The organism is Pseudomonas sp. GM84 (genome assembly GCF_000282535.1).
GTDB lineage: Bacteria > Pseudomonadota > Gammaproteobacteria > Pseudomonadales > Pseudomonadaceae > Aquipseudomonas.
Window position 1 is genome coordinate 1 of sequence record NZ_AKJC01000310.1, and the last position, 5,393, is coordinate 5,393.

Genomic DNA, 5,393 nt, shown 5'->3' on the forward strand with positions numbered 1-5,393 from the left:
GCGATAGGGCCCTCACAGGCGTCAGTCGACCCCGACAAACCCCCCAGTCTGGTGATGCCACAACCGGGCATACAACCCCTGCTGTTCCAGCAATTCGCTGTGGCTGCCACTCTCGACAATATGCCCCTTGTCCAGCACCACCAGCCGGTCCATCCGGGCAATGGTCGACAGCCGGTGAGCGATGGCAATCACCGTCTTGCCCTGCATCAGGGTTTCCAGGCTTTCCTGGATCGCCGCTTCCACTTCCGAGTCCAGGGCCGAAGTGGCCTCGTCCATGACCAGGATCGGCGCATTCTTCAGCAGCACCCGGGCAATGGCGATGCGCTGGCGCTGACCACCGGACAACTTGACCCCGCGCTCTCCGACATGGGCATCGAAGCCTGTGCGCCCCTGGGCATCGGAGAGCTGCGGGATGAACTCGTCGGCCCGTGCACGGCGCACGGCTTCATGCAGCGCCGCCTCGCTGGCGTCTGGCCGGCCATACAGCAGGTTGTCGCGGATCGAGCGGTGCAGCAGCGAGGTGTCCTGGGTGATCATGCCGATCTGCGCGCGCAGGCTGGCCTGGCTGACCTCGGCGATGTTCTGTCCATCGATCAGGATACGCCCGCCCTGTACGTCATAGAGCCTTAGCAGCAGGTTGACCAGGGTCGACTTGCCGGCACCGGAGGGGCCGATCAGACCGATCTTTTCGCCCGGGCGGATGTTCAGGTTCAGCCCTTCGATGACGTTGCCGCCCTTGCCGTAATGGAAGTCCACATCATCGAAGTGCACCGCGCCGCGGCTGACTTTCAGTGGCGGGGCCTGGGGTTTGTCGGTGACAGTGACCGGCTGGGCGATGGTCTGCAGGCCGTCCTGGACCATGCCGATGTTCTCGAAGATGCCGTTGACCACCCACATGATCCAGCCGGACATGTTGACGATACGAATCACCAGGCCGGTGGCCAGGGCGATGGCGCCAACGGTGATCAGCGACTGGCTCCACAGCCACAGGGCAAGGCCGGTGGTGACGACCACCAGCAGGCCATTGAGGGTGGTGATGACCACATCCATGCTGGTGACCACGCGGGAGGCCAGCTGGGTTTTTTCGGTTTGCTCGCGGATCGCTTCGCGGGCGTATTGCTGCTCGTAGTCGGTGTGGGCAAACAGCTTGAGGGTGGCGATGTTGGTGTAGCCGTCGACGATGCGCCCCATCAGCTTGGAGCGTGCATCGGAGGAGATCACCGAGCGCTCCTTGACCCTGGGCACGAAGTAGAACAGCGAAGCGACGTAGGCGGCGATCCACGCCAGCAAGGGCAGCATCAGGCGCCAGTCGGCCTCGGCGAACAGCACCAGCGAAGTGATGGCGTAGATCAGCACATGCCACAAGGCATCGACCGCCTGCACCGCCGAGTCGCGCAGCGAGTTGCCGGTCTGCATGATGCGCTGGGCGATGCGCCCGGCGAAGTCGCTCTGGAAGAAGTTCAGGCTCTGCTTGAGCACATAGGTGTGGTTCTGCCAGCGGATCAGGCTGGTCATGCCGGGGTTGATGGTCTGGTGCACCAAGAGGTCATGCAGGCCGAAGAAGATCGGCCGCAGCAGCAGGATCACCACCAGCATCCAGATCAGCTCACCGCTGTGCTCGCTGAAGAAGTTGGCGTTGGGGGTACCCTGGGCCAGATCGATGATGCGGCTCAGGTAGCTGAACATCGCCACTTCGATCAAGGAGGCGCCCAGGCCGACCACCAGCAGGGCGAGAAAGCTTGGCCACACCTGGCGCAGGTAGTACAGGTAGAACGGCCACACCTGGGTCGGCGGCGATTCGCTCGGGGCGTCGCGGAAGATATCGATCAATTGCTCGAAGCGGCGGTACAGCATGGGTGACGAGACTCCTGTGCTACCCGACCTCAGGCGGTTTCACGTCCTTGTGAAACCTGCGTTCAGTCGATGCGTTTGGCAGACTTGATGAACACCGGATCGGCCGGTACATCACGCATGCCTTTCTTGACGGTGGTCGGCGAGTTGACGATCTGGTCGACCACCTCCATGCCCTTGGTGACCTTGCCGAACACCGCGTAGCCACGGTCACGGCCCGGGTTGAGGAAGTCGTTGTCGGCCACGTTGATGAAGAACTGGCTGGTGGCCGAATTCGGGTCGGAGGTGCGCGCCATCGACAGCGTGCCGCGGGTGTTCTGCAGGCCGTTGCCGGCTTCGTTGCGGATCGGATCGTTGGTGGGTTTCTGCACCATCTGCTCGGTGAAGCCGCCGCCCTGGACCATGAAGCCCGGGATCACACGGTGGAAAATGGTGTTGTTGTAGAAACCGCTGTCGACGTATTCGAGGAAGTTCTTGGTACTGATCGGCGCCTTCTCGGCATTGAGCTCGATTTCGACCTGGCCGAAGCTGGTGTCCAGCAGTACGTGCGGGGTCTTGTCGGAAGCCATGACGCTGGTGGCGAAGGCGACCGAGCAGGCGGTGAGCAGGAGTTTTTTCAGCATGGGCTCAAAGATCCTTGAGAGGTGGAAGCGGCTGCGAGGAATTGCAGCACGGTCTGGTTGAAGACCTCGGGTTGATCGAGGGGCGTAGCGTGCCGGGAATCGTCGATGACCGCTAGCGTTGCCTGGGGCATCAGGGCGACATAGCGCTGTTTCAGATTGACCGGCGTGTAGTCATGGTCGGCGGCGATCACCAGCGTGGGACAGTGGATCTGCCCGATGCGTTCCAGCACGCCCCAATCGACGATGGCGTCGAAGCTCTTGAGGTAGGCGCGCTTGTCGTTGCGCGCCCAGCGCTGGGCCATCTTGTGCCGCAGATCGGTTTGTTCAGGCTTGGGAAACAGGCGCGCGGACAGGCCCTTGCCGATCGTTTCCATGCTCAGGATGCGCGCCATGCCCCAGCGCTTGGCCCACCAGACCCAGTCGCTGCGGGTGCGGCGCTTGACCTCGGGGGCGCTGTTGACGATGCACAGGCTGCGCAGCCATTGCGGATGGTCGACGGCGAACTGGAAACCGACCATGCCGCCCATGGACAGGCCCACCAGGTGCACCGGGCCAGTCTGCAGGTGTTCGAGCAGGGCCAGCAGGTCGGCGCTGAAGGTGGCGATCTGGTAGCCGTCGCGGGTTTTGTCGGAGCGGCCGTGGCCACGCGTATCCATCAGGATCACCCGGTAGTGGCGGCTCAGCTCGGGCACCTGCAGCTCCCAGTCCTGGCTGCTGGAGCCCAGCCCATGCAGCAGCACCAAGGGTTCGCCCTGGCCGTATTCCTGATAATGCAGCGAGCATCCTTCATGTTCGAAATAGGCCAAGGTCGAGGTCCTCTCAGGCTTGTGGGGGGGCTGCGAAGGGCACGTCCAGCGGCGCAGTGTCGAAATTGCGCAGCAGGTCGATGAGAATCTGCGTGGCTGGGCCCAGGGTCTTTTCCTTGCTCGAATAAAGGTAGAACAGTGGGTGGCGGCTGCCACCCTGATCCAGCGGCAATGGTTTGAGCACGCCTTCGGCCAGCTCGCGTTCGATCATGTGCCGTGGCAACCAGGCAAAGCCCAGGCCGCTGCTGACGAAGGTGGTGGCGGTGCCCAGGCTGCCCACGGTCCAGCGCTGCTCGGCGCCGAGCCAGCCGACATCGCGCGGCTGTGCGCGGCCGGAGTCGCGGATCACCACCTGCAGCTGGCTCTCCAGATCCTGGAAGGTCAGTTCGCGGCCCAGGCGGTGCAGGCTGTGTTCAGGGTGGGCGACGGCGACGAATTCCACCGCGCTCAGTTCCGCGCCCAGGTAGCCACCGATGCTGTAGCTGCTGATGGCCAGGTCGGCAATGCCTTCGTGCATCACTTCCTCGACGCCGGACAGCACTTCCTCACGCAAGCGCACCCGGCAGCCGCGGCTCTGCGGCATGAACGCGGCCAGGGCGCGTACCAGGCGGGCACTGGGGTAGGCGGCATCGACTACCACGCGCACCTCGGCTTCCCAGCCTTGCTCCATGTGGTGGGCCAGGTCTTCGAGCTGACTGGCCTGCTTGACCAGGTGCCGCGAGCGGCGCAGCAGCACGTTGCCGGCGTCGGTGAGCACAGCCTTGCGCCCGTCGATGCGCAGCAGGGGCACGCCCAGTTGCTCTTGCATGCGCGCCACCGTATAGCTGACCGACGACTGCGACCGGTGCAGCGCATCGGCGGCCTGGGCAAACCCACCGTGATCGACCACTGCCTGCAGGGTTCGCCACTGATCCAGGGTTACGCGCGGCGCTTTCATCTTTGGCTCCTGTTGTCCTAAGCTGCGCTCTTTCAAGGAGAGCGCCCCATGAAGAAATGTTGTGCGGCAATACTGATGTGCCTACCCCTTGGGGCCATGGCTTACCCCATCGACGTGGAGAAGGAACTGACCGGGGTCAAGCTGGACTACACCGCCTACGACACCGCCTACGACATCGGTGCCATTACCCTGAACAACTATGGGAAGGTGCCGGCGGCCTGCAAGGTGATGTTCCGCAATGGCCCGGAGGCGCCACGGGTGCGGCGGGTCAATGTACCGGCCGGCAAGAGCGTAGACGTGACGGCCAAGTTCAACCGGCAGATCATCAAGCTGCGCATCGCGCTGAACTGCAAAGCCGAATAAAACGGATTAATCGATATGTTTAACCCGCTTTTTACGCTTTTTTATCGATAGGTCAAGCCTTAATCTCACCTCCATCGAATCGCAACCCTTTTTGCCGATGGAGGCAGCCATGTCCCGCGTACTGATCATCGAAAGCAGCGCCCGCCAGCAGGATTCCGTATCCCGTCAACTGACCCGCGACTTCATCCAGCAGTGGCAGGCGGCGCACCCGGCCGACGAGATCAACGTGCGCGACCTGGCCGTGACGCCTGTGCCGCACCTGGATGCCAACTTGCTGGGCGGCTGGATGAAGCCTGAAGAGCAGCGCAGCGCCGCCGAGCTGGATGCCCTGGCCCGTTCCAACGAGCTGACCGACGAGCTGCTGGCTGCCGATGTGCTGGTGATGGCCGCACCGATGTACAACTTCACCATCCCCAGCACGCTCAAGGCCTGGCTCGACCACGTATTGCGCGCCGGCATCACCTTCAAATACACCCCGACCGGCCCGCAAGGCCTGCTGACCGGCAAACGCGCGATCGTTCTGACGGCCCGTGGCGGCATTCACGCCGGTGCCACCAGCGACCACCAGGAACCCTACCTGCGCCAGGTGATGGCGTTCATCGGCATCCATGATGTGAACTTCATTCATGCCGAAGGCCTGAACATGAGCGGTGACTTCCACGAGAAGGGCATCAACCAGGCCAAGGCCAAGCTGGCTGCGGTGGCCTGAGCTTCAACGAATTCCCAACCCTGACACCTTGTTTGCTCCTTTGGGTGTACCTGCCCGGCCTGCATGGCCGGGCTTTTTTATGTCTGTTCCGGCCTCATCGCCGG

6 protein-coding genes are annotated in these 5,393 nt (G+C 63.0%); 2 read left to right on the forward strand and 4 right to left on the reverse strand.

What is annotated here, in order from left to right:
• Positions 1–21: 21 nt before the first annotated feature.
• The 4 genes from PMI38_RS21875 to PMI38_RS21890 form a co-directional block, all read right to left on the reverse strand.
• Positions 22–1,854: an ABC transporter ATP-binding protein gene (locus PMI38_RS21875; RefSeq protein WP_008098949.1), complete on the reverse strand. Its 1,833-nt coding sequence runs from the start codon at positions 1,852–1,854 to the stop codon at positions 22–24.
• A gap of 62 nt (positions 1,855–1,916) precedes the next feature.
• Positions 1,917–2,474: a peptidylprolyl isomerase A gene (locus PMI38_RS21880; protein WP_008098952.1), complete on the reverse strand. Its 558-nt coding sequence runs from the start codon at positions 2,472–2,474 to the stop codon at positions 1,917–1,919.
• Complete coding sequence (locus PMI38_RS21885; RefSeq protein ID WP_008098954.1) at positions 2,468–3,280, reverse strand: alpha/beta fold hydrolase; 813 nt, start codon at positions 3,278–3,280, stop codon at positions 2,468–2,470. The genes PMI38_RS21880 and PMI38_RS21885 overlap by 7 nt, the downstream gene beginning before the upstream one ends.
• A 13-nt stretch (positions 3,281–3,293) precedes the next feature.
• Entirely contained in the window at positions 3,294–4,217 is a 924-nt protein-coding gene (locus tag PMI38_RS21890; protein WP_008098956.1) for a LysR family transcriptional regulator, read from the reverse strand.
• 48 nt (positions 4,218–4,265) lie between these two features.
• On the opposite strand from PMI38_RS21890, the gene PMI38_RS21895 reads away from it, so the two are divergent.
• Together PMI38_RS21895 and PMI38_RS21900 are read left to right on the forward strand one after the other, a co-directional pair.
• The gene (locus tag PMI38_RS21895; protein ID WP_008098958.1) at positions 4,266–4,580 is read left to right on the forward strand and encodes a hypothetical protein; all 315 of its coding nucleotides are present in this window, start codon (positions 4,266–4,268) and stop codon (positions 4,578–4,580) included.
• Positions 4,581–4,689: 109 nt separating this feature from the next.
• On the forward strand, positions 4,690–5,289 hold the full coding sequence (locus PMI38_RS21900; protein ID WP_008098960.1) for an FMN-dependent NADH-azoreductase: 600 nt from the start codon (positions 4,690–4,692) through the stop codon (positions 5,287–5,289).
• Positions 5,290–5,393 lie beyond the last annotated feature (104 nt).